The following is a 1,347-nucleotide window of genomic DNA, read 5'->3' as shown; positions in this document are numbered from 1 at the left end:
GAATAAAAGAAGAGACCATGTTGATATTACATGGTCTCTTCTTTTATTCATTAATACTAAGTAATTGTGGAAAATATAGGGTGATTTGTAGTTTAATAGTAAAGAGAGTGATTAGTATTAATTTTCTTTGTTTTTAAAATTTTAAGTATGTAAATGTTTAACAGGGGGGAATAAAGTGAAATTCGTAAGCATTGAAAAAGATGAAATCTTAATTGGGGATATGGCAAAATTGTATTGTAAAGTATTTGAGAAAATAAATTTCAATGAAATAATCGAGCGAATGAATAGGCATATAGAATATACAGGTTTTAAAGGTATAGTAGCAATAAATGATGAAAATGAAGTAGTTGGCTTTACTTATGGTTATCGCTCAATGGAGGGACAGTACTATAATCAATTAATGAGAGAAGCGTTACATCTAGAGCAAGTAGACGAATGGTTACAAGATTGTTTTGAATTTGTAGAGTTAGCAGTCCACCCACAATATCAAAATGAAGGTCTTGGAACGAAATTACATAATGAATTACTAGAAGGGATTCCAAATAGAACGAGTGTTTTAACAACACAAATAAACAATGAAAAAGCACGTTCGTTATATGAAAGATTAGATTGGATAAATATATTGGAGCCATTTCATCCAAGTACAAATGATGTTCCATATGTAATAATGGGAAAAGCATTAAAAATAAAAGTGAATTGATAATTATGGCATTCACAAAAATGGTTGGTTTGTAATAATGAAGGGGAAAACGAAAATGACGAGAATATCTATAGAAAAAGCTACAATTTTAGATGCTGAGAAATTAACAGAAATAATGAAAAGAACATTTGATGCAGAAGCAAAACAATGGCTATACGGCCAAGATGATGTCATTGATTATAACATTCAACCGCCAGGGTATTCTTCAGTTGAAATGATGGAATATTCCATTGAAGAATTGGATTCTTTCAAAGTTGTAATGGATAAAGAAATAATTGGAGGGATAATAGTTACGATTTCTGGTAAGTCGTACGGTCGAATTGATCGTATTTTTGTAGATCCTGTTTATCAAGGAAAAGGAATTGGATCACATGTTATGAAATTAATAGAAAAGGAATATCCAAACATAAAGATTTGGGATCTCGAAACATCTAGTAGACAAATTAATAATCATCACTTTTATAAAAAGATGGGCTACCAAATGATTTTTGAATCGGAAGATGAGTATTGTTACGTGAAAAGAATAAAAACAAGCTCAAACAAAGAGAGTGTAGTTACAAATAAAGATATGAAAAATAGTCAATACGAAAACTGTAATTTAGCGAATACAGGGTATTATCAAGTGAATTTAAAAAACAGTTCATTTG

The 1,347-nt window shown here is 29.9% G+C and carries 2 protein-coding genes; both read left to right on the top strand.

The annotated features are described in order from the left end of the window. The first annotated feature begins 175 nt into the window (after window positions 1-175). Complete coding sequence (locus ABWK52_RS29380) at window positions 176-700, top strand: GNAT family N-acetyltransferase (RefSeq protein WP_000673963.1); 525 nt, start codon at window positions 176-178, stop codon at window positions 698-700. 37 nt (window positions 701-737) lie between these two features. Next, window positions 738-1,347: GNAT family N-acetyltransferase (locus ABWK52_RS29375; protein ID WP_353772382.1), on the top strand; the 610-nt coding region annotated here is incomplete at its 3' end.

The organism is Bacillus sp. AP50 (genome assembly GCF_040492675.1).
In the GTDB taxonomy this organism is placed as follows: Bacteria; Bacillota; Bacilli; order Bacillales; family Bacillaceae_G; genus Bacillus_A; species Bacillus_A cereus.
Note: the sequence above shows the minus strand (reverse complement) of the source record. Positions and strands in the feature narration are given on the sequence as shown.